The following is a 26,710-nucleotide window of genomic DNA, read 5'->3' as shown; positions in this document are numbered from 1 at the left end:
TATTCCTTTAGTAATAAACGTGGTAAAGGCTTTGTCTACGCCCACATAACAAGCACTGCGGCAATCGCAATTAAGAATAAGCCAGCTATTTCCTGAACAGTCACTTTATGTTTAAGCCAATAATGCGCTAACAATAGGGTTAACAATACTTCTAGTTGCCCCAGTGTTTTCACCAAAGCTACATGCTGAAGTGCCATAGCAGTAAACCAGCATATAGATCCTAGGCAGCTTACCGTACTGATCACCAACGTATGGGTGAATCGGTCAAATAGCTGCTTAAAAACATTTGGATTAGTAAAGAGTATATACGTACTTAACCCAATGGCTTGTGTACATAGCACCCATAAAAGCACCCATGCGGCTCCATGCACAAATGGCATGGCAAGCATATGACTGGCCTCTCTTACGAATAACGAGGTAAGTGCAAAGCACGTTCCGCACGCTATCCCTATCATTAGGGTTTTTAAGCTTAAGCCTTTAGCCCTATTCCCGCTACTTAATACAAAGACGGCCACGGCTCCGATACCAATGCCTATCCAACCAAGCAAGGTTAAATAGCTACCAAAGAAAAGCATACCCAGCACAGCGGCTACCAGCGCTTCACTTTTAGCTAGTCCTGCACCTATGGCAAAGTTCTTTTGTTTGAACAGCATAACCATAAATGCCGTGGCAGCTATTTGCAGCACCGAAGCGAGTAAAACCATAATCATAAAAGCGTGGCTAAAACTAGGTATCTGCTGCGGCGATGTTGTATGCAGCGCCACCACGTAAATAAGGGCAATAGGTGGCGCGAATAGAAACCGAGAAAGCGTTACACCCACGGTATCTACGTGGGTGCTAAGTTTGCTTTGCAGGGCATTACGAACGGTTTGTAAGACTACCGCGCCTAGGGTGTAAAAGACCCAGTTCATCGATATAGATTCGCTTTTTTGTTGCTAACTTCGTGTTACAGGCATTACCAGATGTACGTGTATACACATACTGAATTTACGCTTACTGAACCGCATCTGATGCGTTGGCCTCGGCGGTATCCAACTCACGTTTTTTCTTGAAATCAGAGTCTCGTTTCCAAACCGGCCATTGCTGGCTGTTTGCTAAATCTGACATCATAGTGCCAATTAAGGCTAAGTCTTGCTGCACTCCGCCCAAAGACCAACTTGGTAGGTAATCATCATCGGCTTTGTGGTAGCGTTTAGCAATGAAGTTAGGGTCTGTATCGCCTAAGCTCATAAACAATAACGAAGGCACACCTTGGCGGGCAAGCGCGAAATGATCAGACCGAAAGAACAGACCATTTTGTGGGCGTGGATCCAGTTTAACAGAACGTCCTTGTGCAGCCGCTCCTGTCCGCAAATCATCTTCTAGTGAAGAATACCCTTCGCCGTACTGTAAAATGTAATCAACCGCATTGTTCACGTTCATGCCGTCTATATTTAAAAACGCCACCATTTTAGCAGTGGGAATAGGCGGATTTTTGGCGAAGTGTTCAGCCCCCAACAAGCCGGTTTCCTCAGCAGTAAAAGCACTGAACATTAATGTGCGTTCAAACGGTGTTTGCTTACTTTTTGCTACCAAACTATTGGCCAGGGTTAGCACACCTGCCACACCTGAGGCATTGTCTACCGCGCCATTATAAATCACCGTTTTGCCGTTTTTCTCACTTTTACCCAGATGATCCCAATGGGCGTGCAGCATGACCCACTCATCAGGTGCGGACGCGCCAGGCAAAATGGCTGCTACGTTTTGTGATTGAGCATGCGTGATGGTATTTGAAAAGGTCAACGAAGCCTTTACATTCATAGGAATAGCTTTGAACCCAGGCGCTGATGCTTGCTCTTTAAGCGTAGCGTAATCTAGCCCTGCTTGTTCAAATACAGTACGTGCTGTATTAAGATGTAACCATCCCATTACGCCAACTTGAGACAAGTTTTTATTGTTATCCACTAAGGTAAACTTGGTATTTGAATTCGAATTTTCAACTACGCCCCAGCCATAACCTGCTGGCATGGTTTCGTGAACAATAAATACCGCTTCAGCGCCTTGGCGAGCCGCTTCTTCGTATTTGTATGTCCAGCGTCCATAATAAGTCATGGCATTACCTTGAAATAAATCAGGGTCTTTTGAGGCAAAACCGGGGTCGTTTACTAGCATGACCACCGTTTTCCCTTTTACGTCTAATCCCGCGTAGTCATTCCAATTATATTCAGGGGCGTTAATGCCGTACCCCACAAAAATAACATCGCTATTTTTTAATGTAATATCTTTAACTATTCGCTGGGTTCTGGCGGTAAATGCACTACCACCAGCAAAGGTGTGCTGGCCCAACGTTAGCGCCATATCACTCGAGGGCGTTATTTTTGCCAATGGCACAGGCTGGGTGTAGCTATCGCCAAAAGCGGGTTTTAACCCAAGGGCTTTGTAGGCTTCAACCAGATAGTTAACGGTAAGAGTTTCGCCAGCTGACAAGGGCCCGCGGCCTTCAAACTTGTCGCTTGCTAAGGTACTTACATGAGTGCGGTATAGGTCTAAATCGGCATCAGTAATGCTAGCGGTGATACCGATAGTTTGTGCGGGATCGCCGCTCTTAGAAGCTGCTATTTCTGCGTTAGCTAAAACGGAAAAAGAAAGTGAAGTGCAGATCGCCATCAAAGATGAAAAGGCGACTTTCTGAATAAATTGTTGAATTATCATTAATTTAGGCGCTTTTATAAAACGGATAGCTTAAGAGTATCGTTATAAAGCGCCTAGCTCAATGATTGAGGTGCATTTGGCTGCTCTTATTTGCAGCCAATTTGAAATCAATAAAGGTGAACTTGTATTTACAAACCCATTGCGTGGCTAACAAATGCCTGTTTAACCGCGCCAAGTTTGTCGGTAGCGGCTAGGCCGACACCGCGAATCAACTTTTTAAGGGGGTCGTTGCCAGCGAATAGGAATTTAAACCCATCCATAGCGGCAATCATTTTCATTGCTTCGGTTTTACGCGCTCGTTCGTAAGGGCGCAAGTAGCGAAGCTGGCCTATGTCTTTTTGTGCTTCTAGCAAGGTGCTTAATAATGCGGCCAATGCTAATGCGTCTTGCATGCCTAAATTAGCGCCCTGCCCTGCAAGTGGGTGAATAGTATGGGCAGCATCGCCCACCAGCACAACGCCGTCTTTGGCCCATTCACGGGCATAGCGCATAGTAAGTGGAAATGCAGTTCTAGAGGTTTCTAACGTTACAGGACCTAATGCATTATTGCTTGCTGCTACTAGCGCATTACAAAATTCGCTATCGGAATACCCTTGCAACGTTTTAGCTGCATCTGGGGTTTGCGACCACACAATAGAGCACACGTTAGGGTCGCGCATAGGTAACAAGGCTAACGGCCCTGTTGGCGTAAACGCTTGGCGCGCCACATTTTCATGGGGTTGCTGAGTACGAATATTAGCAACAATGGCGGTGTGTTCGTAGTCACGAAACGTAATAGGAAAGTTAGCGTGTTTGCGCACAAAAGAATTAGCACCATCGGCGCCCACTAATAATCGGCAAGAAAGCGCATCGCCATTTTCTAGCATTAGCATGTTTTGCTGCGGGCTACTTAACACGCGCTCTATCGTGGTATCGATTACCACAACGTTATCTTGCTTTAATACCGAATGAGCTAAGCCATTTATTAACGCCTGATTCTCAATGATAACGCCCAAGGTATCGCTTTCAAGCTCCCCTCCACCCGTGCCGTTACCCACAAAGTGAGTATCGTTACCAGCAAAGTGAATATCACCGAAGCTGTCTTTATCCCATACGTGCATCGCGTTATACGGGTTGGCTCTGCTTTCATCAATATGCTGCCAAACATCGGCTTTTTTTAACGCGTTAATATTGGCCTGATTAATGGCACTTACACGTGCGCCAGGTTTGTCGCCAAGAGGCTGGTCTATAGAGCCTTTATTTATAATAGCGATGCGGCACGGGGCGTCTTTAAGCGCTACGGCCAGGGTTAACCCTACTATTCCACCGCCTACAATGGCGATATCGGCATGTTGCATATCGGCTCTCTTATTTTCTATTTATGCTGCTTACGACTATTAATGCAAACTCTACTATGGTGTTATCTATTTATGGTGCCATCTATTTATGGTGCTACCTATTTCGCGCATAGCTTAACTATATCACTTAAGCACTGCGTCCATATCCGGTGGTTTGCTGCACAAAAGCACGTTTGGCTGCTGGCATCATATTTAATGCAGTCAGTGCCATGTTTCTTGCAGCCACTAGCGGAAAATGGCGATTTGAAAACGTACGTACTAACGTGTCGGTCAAAGTAATGGTGGCGGCTCTGTCCTTGTTACGCTTAGTAGCGTATTCGTTGAGTACGTTAAATTCTCCGGGATCGGTCACGCCTTTCAGCGTATTTACCAGCGTAATAATATCTCGAAGGCCAAGGTTAAACCCTTGCCCCGCAATGGGGTGCAATGCTTGGGCAGCATTACCTACTACTACTGCACGGTGCGCGGTTAATGAATCGGTGTAACTCAAGGCTAGTGGATAGCTGGCCAATTCGCTGATTGCGGTAATTTGCCCCTGCCTGTAACCAAATTCTTGCTGTAACCGATGAATAAAAGCGCCTGGGCTAAGTTGCATAAGTGAATCAGCGTGCTCTTTTGCAACCGTCCACACTACCGAGAACCCGTTTCCTTTCGCCACATGCCCGTTTATTTCGCTGTCGAAAGGCAAAAACGCTACGGGGCCGTTTTCGGTGAAACGCTCGTAGGCTTTATTGAGATGAGGCTCGCTAGTATGGGCATTGAAAATAATAGCCACTTGTCCGTAGTTATCAGTGTGGCGAGTAAGCCCTACTTGCTGGGCAAGTGAAGAGCGGCCGCCATCGGCAATTACCAGCAGCTTTGTATTAATGGTGCTGCCGTTATCAAGCGTAACTACCGTTGCATCAGTTTCGCGTTTTAAGTCAGTAACCGTGGCTGGCGCAATGTGTTGATACTGCTTACTTTGCGTCATCACTTTATGGGTAAGTGCACTTAGCGACACCACTTGACCAAAGGTGTTAATACCAAATTCACTGCACGATAAATTCGTTAGGCCAATACCACCTTTATCACTTACTTCAATGTATTCAATTTTGCCTTGGTTCTGCTTTGCAAGCTCAGCTAAGCCTACCCCCATGGCGTTTAATTCATTTACTGTGCGTCTAGCAAGGGCGATTACCCGTGTGTCGGTTAACGGGTTAAAAGTGCTGCTTGTCTTGGACGAGCTAGCTGCATTCGAAGGGCTGGCAGCATCGACCAGAGTCACCGAAAGGCCGGCGTGTTCAGATAAGCCTTTCGCCAATACGCAACCTACAATACCGCCACCTACAATCACTACATCCTGCTGGTTCACGCTTTTGAACCTTCTTTCGTACTCTCTTTCTTACTTTCTTTTTTGGCTGTTTGCATCAGCGCTTCGATCTCTTGCACGGTTTTAGGAACGTCTGCGGTAAGTATGTCTACGCCTGTTGCGGTAACCACAACATCATCTTCAATACGCACGCCAATACCTTTGTACTGTTCTGGCACATCGCTGTCGCTGGCAATATAAATACCCGGCTCTACGGTTAGCACCATGCCAGGTTTTAATAAGCGGTCTTGACCGTTAATTTTGTAGTTTCCTACATCGTGCACGTCTAAACCCAAAAAGTGCCCAAGCCCGTGCATATAAAATTGCTGCCATGCTTTGTCGTCAAGGTTTTCAGCTACCGAACCTTTCAATACACCAAGGGCGACTAAACCTTCAGTAATCACTTCAGCGCTATGCATCATGGCATCCGTTAACGTGATACCCGGGCCAAGCATAGCTAACACGCTTTCTTGCGCTTTTAATACCAATTCGTAAATTGCTTTTTGGGGCGCAGAAAATTTACCATTAACGGGAAAAGTACGGGTAATGTCAGCGGCGTAACCTTGAAATTCAGCGCCAGCGTCAATAAGCACTAAATCGCCGTCTTTAGTTTGAGATGAATTTTCGGTGTAATGCAAAATACAAGCATTTTCACCGCTGCCCACTATCGTGCTATACGCCGGTGCGCGAGCGCCTGCCATTGCAAACTCATGATGAAGTTCAGCTTCAAGTTGATACTCAAAGCAACCGGGCTTGGCATATTGCATTGCGCGCTTGTGCGCACTGGCAGTAATTTCTGCGGCGGCTTTCATCATGGCGACTTCACAGGCCGATTTAAACACGCGCATTTCATGCAAAATGGGGCGAACGTCTGTAATAGAAGTAGGTGCTAAGGCTTCTTTAGGTGCATTACGCAAAGTAGCAAGGGCGCTTTTAACTTGTGCGTCGGCGCTATCGTTTTCACCTAAGGCGAAATAAAGATGGTCTTGGCCTTGAAGTGATTCAAGCAAAGCATCGCCTAATTCAGACAGTTCAAACGCTTCGTCTAGGCTAAAGCGCGCTAGTGCCGCTTCTGCACCCAAACGTCTGCCTTGCCAAATTTCAGCGTCTTTATCTTTGGGTAAGCACACCATAGCCCGATAGCTTTCGCCATAGCGTGGATGATTCGACAAAATTAACCACGCGTCGGCTTCTTCAAATCCGGTTAAATACCAAAAGTCGCTGTTTTGTCTGAACAGGTATTCCGTATCTCGGCTTCGGGTCACTAAACCTGCAGCCGGAATAACACAAACACTGTTAGGTAAACATTGCGCCAACAGCCTATCTTGACGAGCGATAAATTCTTGCGCACTAATCATCTCATTCGCCTTTCTTCATCAATATTATAAAACTCATGCATCCAATGACATTAATGCTATTTGCAACATTACTCTTGCTTGTCACTTCACTCATGCCTTACGGAACAACGTTTTATTACTTACGCGTTCCAACAAGCTTGAGATTATTAAATTAATGAACGGACGGTTTATCTTGCTGATCGTCAAGTAGCGATTGACCTAATTCGCTGAAGCACAAAATAGCGGAAATTTTCACATATTCCATCACTTCGAATAAGGCACGTTCAGACTCTTCATCAGCATCCATAGGCTCTTCCATACGGGCGATGTCGCCAAAGTCTTCCAATGCTTCTTTCACATCGGCAGAACATTGCATTAAGTCTTGCTGGTGTAAGCCAAACCCTAACATAAAGCCGTGCACCCAGTTAATCAGTGCTTCGCCTCTGTCGTTAATAGGGGCTTGGTCGTCAGGTAGCATTAACTGTAAGGCGAACTCAGGTTCAAGTAATTGCTGACACGTTTGGTTAAACAATGTGTTCAGTAGATGAGTGGTGGCATCGTTGAAGTTTTCACCTTGGTGAATAGTGTCACTTAATGCAGAAAGCCACTTCTGATCGGTTAGCGACATGCCGCCACACAACATGCCACATAAAATTCCGTGAACTTCTGCGCCATCTACTACTATGCCGTGTTGCGATAACTTGTTGCTAACACTGTCGTAATCGAGCTGTTTTTCCACAAATAGGTTTCCTTTTACGTTGAAACTTAATATTAGCAAAATAGCGCTATAAAACACACTATTGCTGATTTGGTCAGTTGTTATTCAAGTAGTACTGGTCTTATGGGTTTTAACTGGCAACCTAGTATTAATTGCTCTATGATCGACGTTATTGGATATGGAGCTTCCTTTGCAGCAGATTAAGGTAAATCAGTAAGAAGCTTACTTAAGCGAAGCAAATTTGAGCTTAAGTGAATAGCGTGTATAATTGCTGACCAACTGGTCAAGATTGGATTTATCGAATCTCATCAGTAATGGTTAAATTAGCTACGCAAATAATTCATTGGCGCTTTGGTGATCTACTTCACCCCACACCGCGTTTGATATACCCTGTTGCGTTATACAATAACAATGTTTCCTGGAATGTTCGCCAGTTCACTCTTGTCCCTGGCCGATGCTATTAAACTAGGAAGTTGAAACAATGGCTACTGTGCAAGCTCGGCTCGTATCGAGAAGCCTACGGCCATAGTGATGCTTCCGCCCTGAACTTTCGGTTCACGGGCGAACGATGAACAGCGGCATTTCGGGAGACGCCCTCTTTCGACGGAAGAAGAAATGGCAATAATAAATTTTGGCTCTATAAATATCGATCATGTTTATCAGGTAGATCACTTTGTTCAACCTGGTGAAACCCTTGCGTCTACTCACTACCAACAACTGCTTGGTGGTAAAGGTGCGAACCAGTCAATTGCCCTAGCGCAAGCCGGTGCAGACGTTCGACACGTAGGCAGCATTCATGAAAATGACGCAACGTTCAAACAAACGCTAATTAAAAAAGGCGTAGATTGCCGTGGCGTTAAATGTTCTGAAACCCCTTCAGGCCATGCCATTATTCAAGTAACGCCCAGTGGTGAAAATGCCATTGTGTTATTTGGTGGCGCAAACCAAACCATTACTGCCGATACGGTAAACAAAGCGTTGTTAGATACGTCGTCTTCTGATTGGGTACTAACCCAAAACGAAACCAGCAGCATTGCAGACGTACTTCGCTTAGCAAAAGAAAGTCAGCTTAAAGTTGCCTTTAACCCTGCGCCTATGAGCGAGTCGGTTAAAGCCCTTCCTTTAGATTGTATCGATTTACTGATTGTAAACGAGACGGAAGCAGCAGCGTTAACCGACAAAGAAGATCTTGACGATATTCTTAACGTTTTCAAAGAGCAGTGGTCTCATTGCGAAGTTATCATTACACTAGGTAAAGCGGGTGTAATGATGTTAAGAGGAAACGATACCATTGAAGTGGAAGCGTTTTCTGTTGATGCAGTAGATACCACAGCCGCTGGCGATACGTTTATAGGTTACTTCTTGTCTGCTTACAGTACTCACACTGATGCTAAACGTGCATTAATTAGAGGCTGTGCAGCATCTGCTATTGCGGTTACCCGCGAGGGCGCTGCACAAAGCATTCCTACGCAAAAAGAAGTTGACCGTTTTTTGGCAAAGCACACTAAATAAGAAAACGCACTAGAGTATTATTAATGGCACATAAGATAATTTTAGACACGGATCCTGGCATCGATGATGCGATGGCAATATTTTTTGCGTTTCAATCTCCAGATATCGAAGTACTTGGTTTAACAACAGTTTACGGTAATGTTCCGGTCACTATGGCGGCACAAAACGCCCTTACGCTTTGCGAAATTGCAGGTGAAGATATTCCGGTAACCAAAGGTGTGGGTATGCCTTGGGTAGGTCCTGAGTCAACTTACGCGCATTTCGTACATGGCGACTATGGTTTTGGTCACATTAAACCTGAAGCCCCAAAAACTGAGCTAGACCCTCGTAGTTCTGCACAATTTATTGTAGATATGGCCCGTAAATATCCTGGCGAAGTAACCCTAGTGGCTATTGGCCCATTAGGTAACCTAGCGCTAGCACTGCGTTTAGAGCCTGAACTACCTAAGTTAGTGAAAGGCGTTACCATTATGGGCGGTGCTGCATTTGTACGTGGCAACGTAACGCCACTTGCCGAAGCCAATATTTGGAACGATGCCTACGCTGCTGAGATTGTATTTGGTGCAGATTGGGACTTAACCATGTTTGGTTTAGATGTAACCAACGATACGCCGTTTTCTCCTTCTTTCGTTGAAACTCTTGAAGCGAAAAACGAGAAGCTTGGCGGTTTTGTAAAAGACACGGCTCAGTTCTACATGGATTTCTATTCTGCCAACCGTGAAGATCGTGTTTGCTTTTTCCACGATGCTTTCCCACTTGCACACTTACGCCACCCTGAGTTGTTCGAACTCACAGAAGGTCATGTACGTGTAGGTACTGGCGAGCTAGATCGTGGTCAAACAGCAGTGGCGCCTAAGGGAACAACCCCTAGCCCGCTGTGGAACAATGCGAACACCATTAAAGTGGCTACAAAAGTAGATCACGCTAAATTGGAACAATTGTTCATAGACACCTACGCTTTATAAGTGTGAAAAGAGGCTGTTCTACAGTAGTCAGCCTCTTACTTTCACATTTTAGTTGAGGAAATGTGAAAGAATGATCCCTGCCAAGGTTCCAGAGAACGAAGAACAACGCTTAAGAGAGCTATTAAGCTACGATGTCCTCGATACAGAAGCCGAGCAACTCAATGGAGAACGCTCATCAATTTGATGGTACAGGCTTAGGCTTAAATATTACCAAGAAGCTGGTAGAGCTGATGGATGGCTCTATAAAGCTAAGCAGTAAGCTAAACGAGGGAACGCGTGTAAGCGTAGCCATTCCTGCCGAAGAAGTCAGCGCCGACACTATCGAGCACGACCCCACACTACTGCAGCCCGAAAAGCTAAATGTTCCTGCTGACTCTCTCGTACTAGTAGTGGAAGATCATTATATAAATCAAATAGTGATAAAAACCATATTTGATAAACTTGGTTTACCAATATCGGTTGTAGGTAGCGGTGAAGAAGGCGTAGAGTATGTAAAATCGAACCCTGTAGATTTGGTGTTAATGGACATCAACTTACCGGGTATTGACGGAACAGAAGCCACTCGGCAAATTAAGCACATGCGCGCAGCACTGCCAGTTATCGCCTTAACCGCAGATGTAATCACGCAACGAGATCTGTTACTAAAAAATGGCTTAGACGACCTACTCACCAAGCCTGTCAAAAACGCAGAGCTTATTAGGGTACTTAATCACTATTTGAAGAAGTAAGACAACGTGAAGCCTCTGGAAGACCGCTGTATGGAACGGAATACGTCACAAATCATGTTAAAAAAAACGTCACGAGTAACGCTTCGAAAGACATTAAGAGCATTACGTAACGAATTGCCTAAATCACAGCAGCAGCACGCCTCATTTGCAGTACGCGATAATCTTTTATCATTGCCCGATATTACCAACGCATCATCTATTGCTTGTTACCTGCCAAACGACGGTGAAGTAGACTTACGCCCTTTTATGCACGCATGCTGGGAACTAAACAAAGATGCTGCCCTGCATACTTCTTTGCCTGTATTGCACCCTGTTTGCAAAGGCCACCTGCTTTTTCTTCGGTATACAGATAAAACGCCAATGCGCGTGAACAAATACAACATTGACGAGCCAATACTCGCTTGCCCAGATGTTATTCCTACCTTCCATCATCAGGTGATACTTATGCCATTGGTGGGATTCGATGCAAATGGAAACCGCTTAGGTATGGGCGGCGGCTATTACGATAGAACGTTAGCCAGTATTCAAACACAAACGATAAGACCAAAACTCATTGGTATTGCCCACGATTGCCAACAAGTAGACCAACTTCCCGTTCAGCATTGGGACATTCCTGTAAACCGTATTGTTACCCCCACGCAGCAACTGACCTTTAATCGAGCCTAACGCGTCGTTAATTCCCCCTTCACGGTGGGTTAGCACGTGGTTTTCCGGTAAACTGATGAAAATTTAGTTAGGAGAGTCACTATGGATCAGAATGCAAAGAAGCAAGCAGTAGCTAAAGCAGCCATCGAATACGTTGAAAACGGCAGTATTGTTGGCGTAGGTACTGGCTCCACGGTTAATTTTTTCATTGAAGAACTCGGCAAAATTAAAAACAACATTGAAGGGGCGGTATCAAGTTCTGATGCCTCGACCAAGTTACTAGAAGCCCTAGGCATTGAAGTGTTCGCACTAAACGATGTTAGCAATATTTCGGTGTATATCGACGGCGCTGATGAAGTAACTGAACACAAACACATGATTAAAGGCGGCGGCGCAGCCCTTACCCGCGAAAAAATTGTGGCCGGAGCATCAACCACGTTTGTGTGTATTGTAGATGACAGCAAGCGTGTACCTGTGCTTGGCAAGTTCCCACTGCCTGTTGAAGTTATTCCAATGGCGCGCTCTTTTGTGGCTCGTGAGTTGGTAAAACTAGGCGGCGATCCTGAATACCGCCAAGGCGTAGTGACAGATAACGGCAATGTCATTTTAGACGTGCATAATCTTGAAATACTGAACCCAAGAGAGCTTGAGCAGTCGATTAATAATATTCCTGGTGTGGTCACCAACGGCATATTCGCCCTGCGTGGCGCAGACATCGTACTGTCGGCCACCGATACCGGTGTTGATACCTTTAAATAACAGCTTTAAATAATAGCTTTCAAGTTAAACTGATTTCTGTTAGATTTCCGTTTAGACGTCTAGATGGCCTTTCGAGAGTTTGAGGCTAGTACTAGTCGGATGTACCTTTGTCGTTTTACGCGGATAAAACTCGCCGATTCGATGAAGCTGCCCCACGTCAAAGAATGTATATAGCGTGGCAGATGGGAGGGAGTAAGGCCGGAACAAACCCTCCACCGCATGGATGCGGTGGCGGAGCGCCCATGGATGGGTTTACCGCGTGTTTGTGTAGGCCTTGCTCACTCCCAGCTGCCGCCAAAACAGCGTACTTATTAAGTTCTACTACAGCGAGAGATAGCAAATCCATGAGCAAAGTTTCACTAGAGAAGGATAAGATCCGGATATTGTTGTTAGAGGGTGTACACCAAAGTGCATTAGAAACCTTTAAGAATAATGGATACACCAATATTGAGTATCTCAAAACGTCCCTTCCTGAAGAAGAGCTTGTTGAGAAAGTGAAAGATGCGCATTTTATTGGCCTTCGTTCACGTACTCAAATTACTGAAAAGGTAGTTGATGCTGCTCAGAAATTGGTGGCTATTGGTTGTTTCTGTATTGGTACTAACCAAGTTAATTTAGAAGCAACACAGCGCCGTGGTATTCCAGTATTTAATGCACCATTTTCTAATACTCGTTCAGTGGCAGAGCTTGTACTTGGACAACTTATCCTTTTGCTTCGCCAAGTGCCTAGTAAAAGTGCCAAAGCGCACCGCGGTGAGTGGGAAAAAACAGCAAATGGTTCATACGAAGCCCGTGGTAAAACACTGGGTATTATTGGTTATGGACACATTGGTACCCAGCTAAGTATTCTTGCTGAACACCTTGGTATGCGTGTACAGTTTTTCGATATTGAAGATAAGTTGGTATTAGGTAACTCTACGCAGGTTAAGTCGTTAGAGAAGTTATTAAACACCTCTGATGTGGTATCGCTTCATGTGCCTGAAACTCAGCAAACGCAAAACATGTTTGCAGCTGAGCAATTTGCGCAAATGAAGAAAGGCAGTATTTTTATTAATGCATCTCGTGGTACGGTAGTTGATATAGAAGCGCTTGCCGATGCACTTGAAAGCGGCCAGTTAAATGGCGCAGCTATTGATGTATTCCCTGTAGAGCCTAAATCGAACAATGAGGAATTCCAATCGCCTCTACGTAAGTTCGATAATGTTATTCTGACGCCGCATGTAGGTGGTAGCACCCAAGAAGCGCAAGAAAACATTGGTATTGAAGTGGCCGGTAAATTAGCTAAGTACAGCGATAATGGCTCTACTTTGTCTGCGGTTAACTTCCCTGAAGTATCATTGCCAGAGCACATTAGCCGCTCTCGCCTGCTTCACGTGCATAAAAACCAGCCGGGTATTCTTACTCAAATTAACCAAGCGTTTGCAGAGAAAGGCATTAACATTGAAGCCCAGTACCTTCAAACTAACGCAGAAATTGGTTATGTAGTTGTAGATGTTCAGCAAGACAGAGCCTATGACGCGCTTGCACAACTGCAGCAGATTGACGGTACGATTAAGACCCGTATTCTTCACTAATGCTCTGTATGACGGTAGTTAATTATCGTCATACACGCTTAAAGACAAAAAAAACGCTGCCAATTGGCAGCGTTTTTTGTTTCTACAATCGTTAATACGATTTTAGAAGAAGTTGTAAACTAGCGTTACAGCTGTTTCAGTATCTAGCTTTTCTACGTCGTCAGACACGTTAGAGTTGTGGTCTAACTTGAATGACAACTTCATAGAAAGGTTACCGCTAATAGTAGCCGTAAGCGCCGATTCAGCACGAGACTTCGTGTTGTCAGAACCCACTTCCGTACTCACAGTTTGCGTGAATTTAGCCGTATCTGAAATTTTCCAGGAGTATGCGCTTGAAGCACGAACAATCATGCTGTTCTGCTCTTCGCCTTCTTGCGTTTCAGCAAACGAGTAACCAGGACCGATTGAGTACTCTAAAGTATGACGGTTGTTTTCAAGTACTTTTTGGTTCCAACCCACAGCAAGTGTTGATTGATAATCGAAGTTACTTAAGCGGTCATCTTCATACGATGCGAAACCAAATAAACGGTAATCAGGGTTATCTAGCTTGTAGTTACCCTGTGCAGAACCGTAAAACTTTTGCGCAGATGTGTACTCTTCTTCAGTACCATCATCGTTATCAACAGTTTCTTTTTTGTAAAGACCTTCAAGCGTGTAGTCGTTGCTCCACTGCTCTAATTCTTGGTGAGCAGTGATACCGGCACTGATTGATGATGTTTCAGTGTTACCTGTTGTTGCGATAATACCTAACTCACCTTCCATCGTGAAAGGTTTAACATCGTCTTGAGCAAAAGTAACAGAAGAGAAAGACAAGGCCAAAAGTGATGCGAGAAGCTGTTTTTTCATTAGCAATCCTAGTAGTGTTTTATCCTTTACCATGCTGCAAACACCTAGCATAAGCGCTAGCCAGCATAGCTTGAAAAATTCTGCGCCAATAGTACCTACCTATTAGTGCGAGTCAATGAGGGTTGAACAAAAATTAGACGATAAGACGTAAAATTTACACTTATTGATAAGCTTTAAGCGTAATTATTAGAAGAATTGATAAACCAGGGCAACCGAGGTCTCGGTACTTAACCCATCTACATCTTCGGTAGTATCAGTTTCGTGGTTCAGAATAAACGATAGCTTCATGGCTAAAGAGCCGAAAACATTAGCCGACAAAGACGTCTCAGAACGAGATTTAGTATTTTCATCGCCCGCTTCCGTGCTTACAAATTGTCGAAGGTTAGCACCTGAAGCCCAATGGTATTTGTATTCAGCTGATGCCCGAACAATTACCCCGTTGTTAATATCTTCTTCAAGGGGTTCTTCTAGCTCAACAAAAGCATAGCCAGGCCCTACACTGTAACGGAACTCGCTGACTTCATCTCGCCAAACCCGTTGTGACCAACCGGCTGCCAGTGAAGCACGATGATCATAGCCGCTAAAGGCATCATCTTCATAATCGCCGTACATGAACAAGCGTCGACCAGGCTGGTTTAATTTGTAATCGAACTGAGCACTGCCATAGAAGCGTTTGGCCGACACATCGCGACCCGTGCCATCGGTGTTACTTTCTTGATAAAGCATTTCTGCAAAGTACAGACTGCTCCAATTTTCAGTTTCATGATCGGCGTTGATACCCGCTTTAATACTCGCTGCTGATGTATTACCCGTGTTTGAGAGTATGCCTAACTCACCATTTAACGAAAATCTAGGCACTTCGTCGTCGGTGTCTGGCGTAAAGTCGGCGTGATAAAGCGTTTGAATTAAGTCGCGGTCTGCTGCGAAGACGGCAGTACTTATGCCAAGAAGACAGCATACTGCACAGAATAATTTTGTTAGATTAAGCATAATTTTTAATAAATTTTTATTGGTTTGGTGTTGTTATGGCATAGCCATTTAACACCCTATCATGCCCTTCCATGGGTATTACGTTAGCTATGTGTTTTTTACCGCTTAGTTTTACGATTGAACACTTGTAAAGCGGCTTATGAACTTACATTCAACAACCATCAAGCTGCCTTGGCTTTATAAAGCTCAAGGCTGCTTATCTCTGTTTTACCTCATTGCCGGTAAATCAATGGATAAGCATGGAAATTTTTGCTGTTTCTCTATCGGCGAACTCTATGGCATTTGCCACGTCATCTATGTTCACGCCACTATTATTGGCTATGTCTTCTAAGAAAAGTTCAATGTTAGCGTCAGTTTTTTCATTTTGCTGCATGGCAGTGACCCTTGATGCTAATGCCAGTAGCGCAATATCGCTATCTGTAGCCTGTCTAGACATATCATTAGCGTGCATAACCGGATAGTAGAGCACAAGAGGAAGCTTCCAATTTTCTAATATGGTACCGCTACAGTTTGAAAAGGTAAAACCAAAATGTTGAATTTGTCTTGCCCCTAGCAACATATCGTTATCTTGCTCAATATAGCTTTTATAAAGCTCTGGCGAGCGTTTAGCAATGACTAACTCACTGAGGTTTTGCAATATACCCATCACGAAGAAACGCTCACTGCCGCGCATATTGCTGGCCTTAGCCAAATGCTTCGCCACCATTCCACAATAAACAGAGTCGAACCAATGTTTATCAAGGTTAATAAGCTGGGTATCAAAGTATTTAAAGGCGGTGTTGGCGGTTTCTGCTACCACCAAATTATACAAAGCTTCACCACCAATAATGTTGATGGCTTTTGAAACAGACTCTACTTGTGATGGAAACCGAAACAGTGAACTGTTTGCCAATCGCAGCACCTTGGCTGTTAATGACGAATCTAAACTGATTAAATCGCCAAGATCGCTTGCACTTGAACGAGGGTTATCTAATACCGAGCGGATACGTATACATATATCAGGCAAGGTAAACGACTTTGTAGCAAACGACACATATTTATCTAAGGACATGCAAAGGTTCCACTTTTATCATCTGCATTAACAGCTATGGTGAGGTAAGCCTCACTGTTTATGCTTTATCAATTGTCTCGGGAGGCACATCAAACATACTTATTTGACTAGGCTCTCGTACTTCTATTGGTTTTTCATTTTGGCGACGGGCTCTACTTAGCGCCGCTTGCTTTCTTCGCTGACATGCCCCAATTATCTTTCGGCGAGTTCCATCATCAATCTTAAGCCAATACAGCCGCTCTTCTCGGCTGCGGTAACATCCTTTGCAATACCCTCGCACTCCAGACTCACAAACACCAATACAGGGACTTGGAATTTCAAAGAACTCCAATTGCTGTGCTGGCGGTGTTTGGTCTGTCATGTTTACCTGTATGCGCTTGCTAACACGCGTTTCGTTAAATTAAAAACACCCTCTTAATGCCACTAACGCATTGTTATTGGCAACCTAAGCTGGCCACGTAATTTAAGATAGCTTTTACATTACTCCAGTATATTTTGGGCAAACTCACCAAAATAGCAACTCTGTAATAATACACCAGTATTAATCTACCAGTGTATAGTCAATAGTCGAAACTACCCGTACCTGCTTGATATGTGGGTGATGATGGTCTCTACTAGAGATAGAAAACCGCCCCTGATTAGCCCGTTTTATTTTCCCTAACGTACTTTTTGAGTCTTGCGCGAACTTTTCAGCAACCTCTCTGGCATTAACAGTGGCTTCCTCAATCATTGCCGGTTTTACTTCATTTAAACGCGTAAATACATAGTCGGGCTGTGCCTGATAGTGTTGATTGGTTAGCACAACACCAGACTTCAATAAGCTACCTATCTGGCTCATGACTACGCGTACTTTTTCGACCTCGTTTGAAAACACGGTAATGGTTTGCACTGCGGTGTAACGAAATGGCGCTTTTTCTGTGCCGCCATATTGCTGAGCTAGTTTATCGGTAATCTCTGGCTTACCAATGGTAATACCCTCTTTGGCAATACCCTTGCTCTGTAAGAAATTAGACACTTTCATGCTGTTCGTTTCTATCTGATTGTACAGCGCGGGTAAATCATTGCCTGCATCAACAAATTGAATAGGCCAAATTACGCGATCTGCCACGTATTCTCGTTCTGACAACCCTTTAACGGTAACTACCCTGTCCCACGTTTGCATGTCGTTTAGCGCCGAAGACACCTGTTGACCCAATATGCCAAGCGCACTCACCATGCCTAATGCCACTACCACTGCTGCACCTATCTTCATAACTCTCGTTCCAGTTTTTATTGTTGATAGTGCTAGCTTACGTTCTGTTGGAGTCGAATTTAGGGAGGAAAAAAGCCAAAATTATTGATACTTAACGATACATAATGACCAAATGTGGCCGCAAAGAGGCTGAAGAAATGTATTAGCGTTTATTCCCATCAATTATCATTTTGCGCGCTCTTGCATCCGAATTTCGAATCATATCGTCAATCAATGCTGTTTCAGGCATATTCTTCCAGTACTTTTTGGGCATTGAGCTTAACATCGCACTCTTTTTGATGCGGGCGGGATTAAAAATATTAGCGTAATAAGTGAGCCAATATTTTTCGATACGGTCGTCATCAGGGAACACGCTAGGATCGGGGTTGTCTTCTAAAACTAGCTTTTCAGTATCCCAATGGGCAGCCCGGTAAGGCGTCAAAATAGACCACCGCATATTTTTAAAGCGAGTTTGGAAGAAGTCGAGTTTAATCTCTAAGCTAAAATGTTCCGGTTCATACCAAGCGATAAAGTGCTCTTGTCCGTCATGATTAACTTCTCGAAATCTCAAAAAAGCACTTATTTTATACGCATCGCGTTTTACTGCTTTGGCTAACGTAATAAGTTGCATGACATCTTCATCAGTTTTTAACTGAATAAGATTTTTGTTTTCGAAAATAACACGCCATAACACCCGATAACACAATGCGAAGCGGCTAGCATCTTGGTGACACAGCGCATATTTGATAAGCGTTAAGACTGACTTGGGAATGGTGTGTTTCGCTTTTGACTTACTGGCTGTTATAAGTTGTTCCCCGCCGCCAAACAAGTCGTCTTGTATAGACTCTGAAGTTTGCCAAATAATGTTTTCAGGGGGGATAGATAGCGCCAAGCATTCTCTTGATGCTGTGCGCCACTCTTCGTATCCTGGCACTGAAGTGATGGTGATTGTTTTCATCTTATTCTTACTGCTAATCCTAATTCAATTAGGCACTAAATAGCTCGAACTGCTTTGGCTGTTTGAATTGCAACTCAAAGTTATTGCTATCGAGTAAATGAATATTTGGCGAGTAGTCGCTTACGCTAATAAAAGGTTTCAGCTTTTGTAGAGGCAGGCGCATTTTAGTAAGATCCATCCAGCTAAGCTTTGCATAACGACGAATAGTCAGAATTTTTTGTACGGTGCGAGCACCAAGGCCAGGTACCCGTAGCAACATCAGTTTGTCGGCTTTATTTAAATCGATTGGAAACACATGACGATTGCGTAGTGCCCAGGCAAGTTTAGGATCATGATCCATATCTAGCATGTCATCGTGCAATATTTCATCAAGCTTGAATCCATAAAAACGCAAAAGCCAATCAGCTTGATAAAGGCGATGCTCTCGAATTAAAGGCGCTGGCTTTAGCGGTAAAACCTCAGACGCATCTGGTATTGGCGAGAATGCTGAGTAGTAAACGCGGCGTAGCTTTTGTTTACTATAAAGTTTTACGCTCGTGCCTAAGATAACTTTATCATTAGAACCATCGGCTCCTATGATCATTTGAGTAGACTGCCCACCTGGGGCAAAGCGAGGAGGACGTTTACCTGTATGCGTTTTATCTACTTTATGCTCAGCAATTTTGTCTTTCAGCGTATCCATTGCGCTATGAATAGCGCCTAAATCTTTTTCTGGTGCGTACTTGTTTAAAGAAGGTTGGGTCGGCATTTCTACATTAATGCTTAGCCTGTCGGCGTATAAGCCCGCTTCGGCCTGCAGTTCGGGCGAGGCATTGGGAATTGTCTTAAGGTGGATATACCCCTTAAACCCGTGATCGAGGCGTAAAGATTTGGCAATACGCACCATGCTTTCCATTGTAAGGTCTGGGGAACCCACAATGCCTGAACTAAGAAATAAGCCTTCGATATAGTTACGCTTATAAAAATTCAGTGTTAGATCTACGGTTTCTTTCACAGTGAAACGGGCACGTTGAACACTACTCGATACTCTATTGATGCAATAGTGACAGTCGTAAATACAGTAGTTCGTCATGAGTATCTTTAACAAAGAGACGCAGCGCCCATCAGGGGTAAAACTGTGACATATACCTGTACCACCGGTAAGAGAGCCTATGCCCGTTTTATCGGTTTTGCCAGCCTTTCGTTTACCTGCAGAACCGCTTGCACATGAAGCGTCATACTTGGCTGCATCTGAGAGGATTTCGAGTTTTTGAATCAGTTTGTCATGCATCGCAGATTTGTACTTTCTCTTAGCAAATACACAGCGTCAGTGGGTTCAGTAATCACTGATGAAAAAAGACGTGTGTATCGACAATAGCGTTTTCAGAATATAAAAACGTTATATCATGTATAAATATACAGTACAAATGCATTTTGCTATCAATAGTCTGCTACCAAAAAGCAGAGCGCAATAGGTTTGCGCCACTGCGCCCTTCTCCCCCAGCGCCTACCATAAAAAAAGGCCACTTAAATAAGTGGCCTAAAGTGCCTCCAAAGTACGAGGAGGAGGCAACGCTTGGGTAAACGGGAGAGTTAACCGTTACGTTTCAACAAATAGTAAAATACAGGAGTAAGAATTAAGCCAAACACGGTTACGCCAATCATGCCTGAGAATACTGCAACCCCCATGGCTTGGCGCATTTCTGCACCCGCGCCTGTGGAAAGCACCATAGGCAACACACCCATAATGAAGGCTATAGACGTCATTAGGATTGGGCGAAGACGCAACTTACTGGCCTCTTTAATGGCGGATAGCGCATCCATGCCGTTGTCTTGTAGCTCTTTGGCAAATTCCACAATAAGAATGGCGTTTTTAGTGGCTAGCCCCACCAACACAATTAAGCCAATTTGGGTAAATATGTTGTTGTCACCGCCATATATCACCACACCAATTAATGCGCTCAGCAAGGTCATGGGTACGATCAATATAATGGCCAGTGGTAAGCGTAAACTTTCATACTGCGCTGCCAAGACTAAGAACACTAACAGAACCACCAGCGGGAAGATAAAGGCCGAGGCGTTGCCTGCCAATATTTGCTGATAAGTTAGCTCGGTCCATTCGTAGGTCATACCTAATGGCAGGGTTTCATCAAGAATTTGCTCTATTGCTGCTTTGGCTTGATCAGAACTGTAGCCCGGCGCCGGAGAGCCATTAACTTCAGCGGTGACATAGCCGTTGTAATGCATCACTCGGTCTGGCCCTGCGCTGTGCTCAATATTTAGGAATGAACCTAGCGGGATCATATCGCCTTTATCGTTTCGCACTTTAAACTGGGTGATGTTTTCAACATCTTGACGGTACTGAGCATCGGCCTGAACATTTACTTGATAGGTTCTACCGAACAAGTTGAAGTCGTTCACATACACCGAGCCCAAATACGCCTGCATGGTGTCAAACAGGGTGCCTATGTTTACCCCTTGGCTAACGGCTTTCTCGCGATCTACATCCACATTTAACTGAGGTACGTTAACCGTAAAGCTAGTGAAGTTACCGGTTAAAGCAGGGTGCGCCCACGCTTTGCCAATCACTTCTTGGGTTACTTTTTCAAGTTCAGCAAAACCTAAGTTTCCTCTGTCTTGCACTTGTAGCCTGAAACCACCGATGGTGCCAAGACCCATTACCGGTGGTGGCGGGAAGATAGCCACATAAGCACCTTTAATAGAGCCAAATTGCTGGTTCAATTGCATAGCAATAGCACCGGCTGATAACTCTGGGCTTTGACGCTCATTGAACGGTTTAAGCGGCGTAAACAACACACCCGAACTTGGGCTGTTGGTGAAGCCGTTTATGTTCAACCCTGGAAATGCCACTGCATCAGATACACCTGGGTGTTCCATTGCAATACGCGACATTTCACGTACAACTTCCTCGGTTCTATCTAACGACGACGCATTAGGAAGCTGTGCAAATGCAATAAGGTACTGCTTATCTTGAGGCGGTACATAACCGGTTGGTGTGTTCGCAAACTGGAAGTAGGTTAACCCTAATAAACCAGCATAAAGCACCACTACCACACCGCTTTTGCGAATAAGCCCGCCTACAGCACCAGTGTATTTTTTCGCACCGCGATCGAACATTTTATTAAATGGCGTAAATACAAAGCGGCCAAATACTTTATCCATACTTCGGCTTAGCCAATCTTTCGATTGCCCATGAGGCTTCAATAACAAGGCCGATAATGCCGGGCTTAACGTTAATGAGTTAATCGCCGAGATAAAGGTAGAAATAGTAATGGTTAACGCAAACTGCTTATAAAACTGACCGGTTAAACCGCTCATAAAGGCAGTAGGGATGAATACCGCAGCCAATACCAAGGTCGTGGCAATAATAGGGCCAGTGACTTCTTTCATGGCTTGAACGGTAGCATCGAATGGCGCTTTACCGTCGGCAATATTTCGCTCTACGTTTTCCACCACCACAATGGCGTCATCAACCACAATACCGATAGCCAGTACCAAGCCAAACAACGATAGTGCATTTAACGAGAAGCCCATCATTTGCATAAACGCAAAGGTACCTACCAATGAAATAGGCACAGCCACTAAAGGAATAATAGACGCGCGCCAGGTTTGTAAAAACAGAACTACTACTAATACAACCAATAGCACAGCTTCGAATAACGTATTAACCACCGCTTCAATTGAACCACGTACGAATACGGTAGGATCGTAAACAATGTCGTATTCCAACCCTTCTGGAAACATCTTTTCAAGCTCTGCCATGCGAGCACGCACGTCGTCAGAGATTTGAATAGCGTTAGAGCCGGGAGCCTGAAATATAGGTAATGCAGCTGCCGGATTGTTATTTAGCAATGAACGCAAGGTGTAATAATCGGCACCTAACTCAATTCGGGCTACGTCTTTTAAACGGGTAATTTGGCCATCATCGCCCGTTTTAACGATGATGTTTTCAAATTCACTTTCATCTTCAAGGCGACCACGCACGTTAATCAGCAATTGAAACTCACTGGTACCCGTAGGCTGTGCACCAAGGCTACCGGCCGCTGCTTGTTGGTTTTGCTCAGAAATAGCCGTAACCACATCGCCAGGGTTCATTTGCAGTGAAGCTAACTTGTTTGGATCTAGCCATACACGCATGCTGTATTCACCAGCACCGAACAAACGAACTTGCCCTACCCCTTCAACACGCGCGAGCTCATCTTTTACAAACTGGTCGGCATAGTTCGACAAATAAAGCATGTCGTAACGTTTATCAGGTGAAGTTAAATGCACTACCATGGTCAAGTTAGGCGATGACTTCTCGGTTACAATTCCTAAGCGCTGTACTTCCTGTGGCAATCGCGGTGTGGCGCGGTTAACACGGTTTTGAACCAGCGTAGTAGCATCATCAGGATCGGTACCAATAGCGAACGTAATAGTCAGGGTCATACGGCCATCTGACGTAGCTTGAGATGACATATAAATCATGTCTTCCACGCCATTAATCTCTTGCTCTAATGGCGTAGCCACGGTTTCGGCAATAACTTTGGGGTTAGCACCAGGATAGTTAGCCGTTACCACTACCGTAGGCGGCACCACTTCTGGGTATTCTGTTATAGGAAGCTGCCAAACAGCGATGGCGCCACCAATGAAAATGAGCAGGCTTAGAACACCTGCAAAAATAGGGCGGCGAATGAAAAATTGCGAGAAATTCATTAATTAATTCCAGTACCAGCTACGCTATTTGTAAGAGCGTCTAGGTTAGCCAAATTTGTTACGTTATCTACACGAGACTGCCAGTTTTGCAGGCTTGCTAGTGCTTCTTTATCACCCATATCAACTTGGTTCGGCGCAACAACAGCACCTGGACGTACGCGCTGAAGACCATCTACTACAATGGTGTCGCCAGCCACTAAGCCACTTTTAATAATGCGCATACTGCCTACTTTGTCACCCAAGGTAACGGCGCGGTATTCCACTTTGTTTTCGCTGTTTACCACCAACACAAATTTGTTGTTTAGGTCGGTGCCAATCGCTTTGTCTTTAATTAAGATACCTTGTTCGTTGGTATCTCCAGCTAGTTTCAAGTGAGTAAATAAACCCGGCATTAAACGACCATTTTCATTGTTGAAAACTGCGCGAACACGCAGGGTGCCAGTATTGCCGTTAACTTGGTTATCTACGAAGTCGATTTGTCCCCAATGGCCGTAATCTTGCTCATTGGCAAGACGCATAGCCACGGCTTGGTCGTTAACCGCTGAGTCGGCTTTATCATCACTGCTTACGTAATTTAGGTACGTTTGCTCATCAATATCGAAGTAAGCGTAAAGCTGATGAGTAGACACGATGCTAGTCAGCTCTGACTGCCCTGCCGTTACATAGTTACCTTCAGTGATGTTTGCGCGAGAAACACGGCCAGAAATAGGCGCTTCAACACGAGCAAAACCGCGGTTCAAGCGGGCAACGTCTAACGCCGCTTTTGTTTGGTTAATGCTAGCAAAAGCTTGATTCTTACCCGCTAATCGCTCATCTAGCACTTCTTGCGAAACCGCTTGGGTTTTACGAAGCTTTACGACTCTGTCGTAGCTTTGCACAGATAAGTCGTAACGGCTTTTTGCTTCTTCAAGTTGCGCGGTTAAACGCTCAACTTCTGCTTTAAAAGCACGGTTATCAATAAGGAACAGCGTGTCGCCCTGCTCTACATATTCGCCTTCCTCAAACGCTACAAATTCAATGTAGCCTGAAACACGTGGGCGAAGCGATACGGTTTGCGGCGCTTCTAAACGGCCAGTAAAGCTGTCCCATTCAGTTAAACGCTGCGAGACCACTGGCGCAACATCTACAGGAATGCCTGCATTCGCATGCATTTGCTGGCCAGGATCCGTATCGTCGCTACCACATGCGGCGACAAGCGCTGTTAGGCTTAGAATTGCCAAAAATCGAGTTAAAGTCGTCATTGCAAGAGTCTCTAAAAATGTGAAGGCGTGCATTATGCACATGGCAATACAATAAAAATAATTATATTTTCGTATGCAACACATCATAAAATGATATATATTGAGAAGTATGAAATTTAGGCTATTTTGCTCAAGGTGTTACATGAAATTTGGCAGCACGACATGAAGCAAATAAAGGTAGTGACAATACTTAAACGCGCCGTGTAGCGATAAAATCACGTGATAAAAAGCGATGGGTTCGCCGCGTGTTTAAGGCGTATTTCCTCACCTTGGCCTGGAACCTGGGGCTCAGGCGACGAACTAATTTACGAATAACCGGAGAGACTAATGCGTCCACATGATTTAAATTTATTGATGATATTTGATGCCATCATGACAGAGGGCGCGATTACCCGAGCTGCTGATAGATTGTCGATGACCCAACCAGCTGTATCGAACGCTCTTTCTCGCATGCGTACCGCATGGAAAGACGAGTTATTCGTAAAGGATGGCCGTGGTATCCAACCTACCTCGTTTGCCACCAACTTATGGAGCCAAATTCAAGGCCCATTAGGGCAACTTGAAGTTGCCGTCAGCCCGGCGGAATTTGACCCTGCTACGGCCAAGCGTACCTTTCGTATATCAGCCACCGATAGCATTGTTGCCATGGTGTGGGGGCCGCTTCGCAAGGTAATTGAAAATGAAGCGCCTGGCATTAATATTCATGCTATTCCCAGTTACGATTTAGGCACTGATAAGGTTTTAAAAGACGCAGAAGCTGAGCTGACCTTTTCTAAATATCATCAACCAGATGCTGTGATACGTACCGAGCACGTGTTAGATCCTAGTTGGGTAGTGGTGATGCGCCCCGACCATCCGCTAGCTAAAGCACAGCTTACTCTTGAAGACTTTATTGCCGCAGATCACCTATTGGTGTCGGTAACAGGCGATGTTACCGGCCCTACCGATCAGGTATTAGCTAACATGGGGTTAAAACGCCGTATTGCCATGTCGGTCAATCAGTTCTACAACGCCACGCCGCTGCTAAAAGAAAGTAACTTGATTTGTGTTGCGCCATCACTGGTCGTTGAGAAGGAAATTTTCTCTGGTGAGCTTGCGGTATTTGAAACACCCGTTGAAATTAAAAGCTTGCCAATGTCTGTAATGTGGCACAAACGCCAAGACTTAGACGCAGGATTACAGTGGTTACGCAAACTCGTCGTGAAGTTTATTCGAGAGCGTGTAGAACGCCATGAAATGCTGCTATCTCAGTGTTGTCGAAAAGCATACTGCGCTGAGACAGTTAAGCGTTTTTTGGCGCAGCGTAATAATATGGACAGCGGCGACTTTACACCATCACATATAAAGCATGATGAAGCATTAGAGGTTGCCGAAACAGCAGATATTCTGAACTTAGATAAAGCCGTGAATGATGCGAAAGGAAAAGTAACCGCATAGTGTTTTGATAAGCGTTATTGGTGTCTCTTTGCGATAAGCCGCTATTACCCCTGTGATAGGCGGCTTTACCCTCTTAGCGTTACTTGTACTTACACCCTTTACTGGCAAGCCACGCTAATCCATCTTTTTCATCAACACAAAAGAAATAGTCGATATCTGCTGCCAAATACACACGTTCAAACTGACTTTGCACCAGCGCTGGAATGTCAGCGTTGTTAACCACTAAAGCGCAGGCTGACATACCGTATATTTTGCGAAGTTTAATTGAGTCTATCAGGATAGTTTCTGCTGCTGGGGTTAAAATACCCGTGCCAAGAACAAAGCCAAGAAAGCCCCATTTTTGCCCTTTAAGGCTAATAACAATATCTTTTACGTCGTTGTGATATTGCTTTAAAATCTCTTCATTAACCACGCCTCGTCCGTCTACTCGTAGCACACTACCTATGAGCTCAATATCATATTCAGCGTGTTTGGTTTCTGCATGAGAGGTGTGTTTTCCAATAGTATGAATGTTGCTCGGGACCATTTTGTCTCGTTTAAAACTAACTGCTAATTACCTGCCCTAATAATAGGTGCTACATTTGCATTACGCCAAGTTAGCTTCGCTAAAAATAAAAAAACCCGCCATTTGGCGGGTTTTTGCGTTA

Annotated in this window: 23 protein-coding genes and 1 other RNA gene; 8 read left to right on the top strand and 16 right to left on the bottom strand. The window is 44.6% G+C overall.

What is annotated here, in order from left to right; all coding sequences use genetic code 11:
* Window positions 1-35: 35 nt before the first annotated feature.
* The 6 genes from J8L84_RS16940 to J8L84_RS16915 all read right to left on the bottom strand — a co-directional run bounded on the left by J8L84_RS16940 (window position 36) and on the right by J8L84_RS16915 (window position 7,452).
* A complete protein-coding gene (locus tag J8L84_RS16940; RefSeq protein ID WP_211071716.1) occupies window positions 36-911 on the bottom strand; it encodes a DMT family transporter in 876 nt (291 codons plus the stop codon).
* A gap of 82 nt (window positions 912-993) precedes the next feature.
* Window positions 994-2,691 (bottom strand): M28 family metallopeptidase, encoded by a 1,698-nt coding sequence (locus J8L84_RS16935; RefSeq protein ID WP_211071715.1) that lies wholly within the window; start codon window positions 2,689-2,691, stop codon window positions 994-996.
* Window positions 2,692-2,819: 128 nt separating this feature from the next.
* Window positions 2,820-4,028, bottom strand: a complete 1,209-nt coding sequence (locus tag J8L84_RS16930) for an FAD-dependent monooxygenase (protein WP_211071714.1) — start codon at window positions 4,026-4,028, stop codon at window positions 2,820-2,822.
* Window positions 4,029-4,155: 127 nt separating this feature from the next.
* Window positions 4,156-5,379: an FAD-dependent oxidoreductase gene (locus J8L84_RS16925; protein WP_211071713.1), complete on the bottom strand. Its 1,224-nt coding sequence runs from the start codon at window positions 5,377-5,379 to the stop codon at window positions 4,156-4,158.
* Entirely contained in the window at window positions 5,376-6,734 is a 1,359-nt protein-coding gene (gene pepP / locus J8L84_RS16920; protein WP_211071712.1) for a Xaa-Pro aminopeptidase, read from the bottom strand. The genes J8L84_RS16925 and pepP overlap by 4 nt, the downstream gene beginning before the upstream one ends.
* Before the next feature lie 151 nt (window positions 6,735-6,885).
* On the bottom strand, window positions 6,886-7,452 hold the full coding sequence (locus tag J8L84_RS16915) for a UPF0149 family protein (RefSeq protein WP_057790025.1): 567 nt from the start codon (window positions 7,450-7,452) through the stop codon (window positions 6,886-6,888).
* Window positions 7,453-7,843: 391 nt separating this feature from the next.
* Between J8L84_RS16915 and ssrS the strand changes: the two genes are divergently transcribed.
* The 7 genes from ssrS to serA all read left to right on the top strand — a co-directional run bounded on the left by ssrS (window position 7,844) and on the right by serA (window position 13,614).
* Window positions 7,844-8,025: non-coding RNA, 6S RNA (gene ssrS / locus J8L84_RS16910), on the top strand.
* A 21-nt stretch (window positions 8,026-8,046) separates the two neighbouring features.
* A complete protein-coding gene (locus tag J8L84_RS16905; RefSeq protein WP_211071711.1) occupies window positions 8,047-8,943 on the top strand; it encodes a ribokinase in 897 nt (298 codons plus the stop codon).
* Between the two features lie 23 nt (window positions 8,944-8,966).
* The gene (locus J8L84_RS16900; RefSeq protein WP_211071710.1) at window positions 8,967-9,908 is read left to right on the top strand and encodes a nucleoside hydrolase; all 942 of its coding nucleotides are present in this window, start codon (window positions 8,967-8,969) and stop codon (window positions 9,906-9,908) included.
* A 161-nt stretch (window positions 9,909-10,069) separates the two neighbouring features.
* A complete protein-coding gene (locus tag J8L84_RS16895) occupies window positions 10,070-10,636 on the top strand; it encodes a response regulator (RefSeq protein ID WP_247670839.1) in 567 nt (188 codons plus the stop codon).
* 30 nt (window positions 10,637-10,666) lie between these two features.
* Window positions 10,667-11,302, top strand: coding sequence for a 5-formyltetrahydrofolate cyclo-ligase (locus J8L84_RS16890; RefSeq protein ID WP_211071709.1), 636 nt, complete (start codon window positions 10,667-10,669; stop codon window positions 11,300-11,302).
* Between the two features lie 81 nt (window positions 11,303-11,383).
* Complete coding sequence (rpiA, locus tag J8L84_RS16885) at window positions 11,384-12,040, top strand: ribose-5-phosphate isomerase RpiA (protein WP_211071708.1); 657 nt, start codon at window positions 11,384-11,386, stop codon at window positions 12,038-12,040.
* Window positions 12,041-12,384: 344 nt separating this feature from the next.
* A complete protein-coding gene (gene serA, locus J8L84_RS16880) occupies window positions 12,385-13,614 on the top strand; it encodes a phosphoglycerate dehydrogenase (protein WP_211071707.1) in 1,230 nt (409 codons plus the stop codon).
* A gap of 102 nt (window positions 13,615-13,716) precedes the next feature.
* On the opposite strand, the gene J8L84_RS16875 is transcribed toward serA, so the two are convergent.
* The 9 genes from J8L84_RS16875 to J8L84_RS16835 all read right to left on the bottom strand — a co-directional run bounded on the left by J8L84_RS16875 (window position 13,717) and on the right by J8L84_RS16835 (window position 24,626).
* Entirely contained in the window at window positions 13,717-14,460 is a 744-nt protein-coding gene (locus J8L84_RS16875) for a DUF481 domain-containing protein (protein ID WP_211071706.1), read from the bottom strand.
* 186 nt (window positions 14,461-14,646) lie between these two features.
* Window positions 14,647-15,450, bottom strand: a complete 804-nt coding sequence (locus J8L84_RS16870; protein WP_063457683.1) for a DUF481 domain-containing protein — start codon at window positions 15,448-15,450, stop codon at window positions 14,647-14,649.
* Between the two features lie 226 nt (window positions 15,451-15,676).
* Complete coding sequence (locus tag J8L84_RS16865; protein ID WP_211071705.1) at window positions 15,677-16,501, bottom strand: HDOD domain-containing protein; 825 nt, start codon at window positions 16,499-16,501, stop codon at window positions 15,677-15,679.
* A gap of 58 nt (window positions 16,502-16,559) precedes the next feature.
* Complete coding sequence (locus J8L84_RS16860) at window positions 16,560-16,862, bottom strand: DUF1289 domain-containing protein (RefSeq protein WP_211071704.1); 303 nt, start codon at window positions 16,860-16,862, stop codon at window positions 16,560-16,562.
* A gap of 180 nt (window positions 16,863-17,042) precedes the next feature.
* Complete coding sequence (locus tag J8L84_RS16855; RefSeq protein WP_211071703.1) at window positions 17,043-17,753, bottom strand: SIMPL domain-containing protein; 711 nt, start codon at window positions 17,751-17,753, stop codon at window positions 17,043-17,045.
* A 142-nt stretch (window positions 17,754-17,895) separates the two neighbouring features.
* Window positions 17,896-18,690 (bottom strand): TIGR03915 family putative DNA repair protein, encoded by a 795-nt coding sequence (locus J8L84_RS16850; protein WP_211071702.1) that lies wholly within the window; start codon window positions 18,688-18,690, stop codon window positions 17,896-17,898.
* A 28-nt stretch (window positions 18,691-18,718) separates the two neighbouring features.
* Window positions 18,719-19,960: a putative DNA modification/repair radical SAM protein gene (locus J8L84_RS16845; RefSeq protein ID WP_211071701.1), complete on the bottom strand. Its 1,242-nt coding sequence runs from the start codon at window positions 19,958-19,960 to the stop codon at window positions 18,719-18,721.
* Between the two features lie 302 nt (window positions 19,961-20,262).
* On the bottom strand, window positions 20,263-23,385 hold the full coding sequence (locus J8L84_RS16840) for a multidrug efflux RND transporter permease subunit (protein WP_211071700.1): 3,123 nt from the start codon (window positions 23,383-23,385) through the stop codon (window positions 20,263-20,265).
* Complete coding sequence (locus J8L84_RS16835) at window positions 23,385-24,626, bottom strand: efflux RND transporter periplasmic adaptor subunit (RefSeq protein WP_211071699.1); 1,242 nt, start codon at window positions 24,624-24,626, stop codon at window positions 23,385-23,387. The genes J8L84_RS16840 and J8L84_RS16835 overlap by 1 nt, the downstream gene beginning before the upstream one ends.
* 327 nt (window positions 24,627-24,953) lie before the next feature.
* Between J8L84_RS16835 and J8L84_RS16830 the strand changes: the two genes are divergently transcribed.
* Window positions 24,954-26,063: a LysR family transcriptional regulator gene (locus J8L84_RS16830; protein WP_211071698.1), complete on the top strand. Its 1,110-nt coding sequence runs from the start codon at window positions 24,954-24,956 to the stop codon at window positions 26,061-26,063.
* A gap of 79 nt (window positions 26,064-26,142) precedes the next feature.
* Here J8L84_RS16830 and J8L84_RS20495 read toward each other — a convergent pair whose 3' ends face one another.
* Window positions 26,143-26,589 (bottom strand): hypothetical protein, encoded by a 447-nt coding sequence (locus J8L84_RS20495; RefSeq protein WP_247670838.1) that lies wholly within the window; start codon window positions 26,587-26,589, stop codon window positions 26,143-26,145.
* Window positions 26,590-26,710 lie beyond the last annotated feature (121 nt).

This window comes from Alteromonas sp. MMG017 (assembly GCF_018100795.1).
In the GTDB taxonomy this organism is placed as follows: Bacteria; Pseudomonadota; Gammaproteobacteria; order Enterobacterales; family Alteromonadaceae; genus Alteromonas.
The sequence above is the reverse complement of the archived record's forward strand: the minus strand, read 5'-3'. Positions and strand labels throughout refer to the sequence as shown.